The sequence below is a fragment of the Bacillus sp. COPE52 genome, from assembly GCF_003355115.1.
Lineage (GTDB): Bacteria > Bacillota > Bacilli > Bacillales > Bacillaceae_G > Bacillus_A > Bacillus_A toyonensis.
In genome coordinates this window covers 5,606,759-5,607,738 of the sequence record NZ_CP031292.1, presented here as the reverse complement: position 1 = coordinate 5,607,738, position 980 = coordinate 5,606,759, and the positions used below count along the sequence as shown (strand labels likewise).

Below are 980 nucleotides of genomic sequence, written 5' to 3'. Positions count from 1 at the left end.
TACGTTCCCGGGCCTTGTACACACCGCCCGTCACACCACGAGAGTTTGTAACACCCGAAGTCGGTGGGGTAACCTTTATGGAGCCAGCCGCCTAAGGTGGGACAGATGATTGGGGTGAAGTCGTAACAAGGTAGCCGTATCGGAAGGTGCGGCTGGATCACCTCCTTTCTATGGAGAATTGATGAACGCTGTTCATCAATATAAGTTTCCGTGTTTCGTTTTCGTTTAGTTTTGAGAGTTCAATTCAATATTGACTCTTAAATGAGGATATGATATAAATAAATCCTGCAATTTGTATGGGCCTATAGCTCAGCTGGTTAGAGCGCACGCCTGATAAGCGTGAGGTCGATGGTTCGAGTCCATTTAGGCCCACCATACATTTTTGGGGCCTTAGCTCAGCTGGGAGAGCGCCTGCCTTGCACGCAGGAGGTCAGCGGTTCGATCCCGCTAGGCTCCACCAAAAAGCTATCTTATATAGCAAATGGTATGTTCTTTGAAAACTAGATAACAGTGTAGCTCATATTTTTTAATTTTAGTTTGGTTAAGTTAGAAAGGGCGCACGGTGGATGCCTTGACACTAGGAGTCGATGAAGGACGGGACTAACGCCGATATGCTTCGGGGAGCTGTAAGTAAGCTTTGATCCGAAGATTTCCGAATGGGGAAACCCACTATACGTAATGGTATGGTATCCTTACCTGAATACATAGGGTATGGAAGACAGACCCAGGGAACTGAAACATCTAAGTACCTGGAGGAAGAGAAAGCAAATGCGATTTCCTGAGTAGCGGCGAGCGAAACGGAATCTAGCCCAAACCAAGAGGCTTGCCTCTTGGGGTTGTAGGACATTCTATACGGAGTTACAAAGGAACGAGGTAGACGAAGCGACCTGGAAAGGTCCGTCGTAGAGGGTAACAACCCCGTAGTCGAAACTTCGTTCTCTCTTGAATGTATCCTGAGTACGGCGGAACACGTGAAATTC

General features: G+C 47.4%; 2 tRNA genes, 1 rRNA gene and 1 other annotated feature (1 of these 4 cut by a window edge). All 3 genes read left to right on the top strand.

Going from position 1 to position 980, the window contains the following annotated elements:
* Positions 1–21 precede the first annotated feature (21 nt).
* Positions 22–155: a sequence feature (16S ribosomal RNA rRNA prediction is too short), on the top strand.
* A gap of 143 nt (positions 156–298) precedes the next feature.
* Positions 299–375: transfer RNA gene (locus DPQ31_RS28395), tRNA-Ile, on the top strand.
* Positions 376–384: 9 nt separating this feature from the next.
* A tRNA-Ala gene (locus tag DPQ31_RS28390) sits at positions 385–460 on the top strand.
* 79 nt (positions 461–539) lie between these two features.
* Positions 540–980, top strand: a 23S ribosomal RNA gene (locus tag DPQ31_RS29145) (it continues 2,862 nt past the right edge of the window).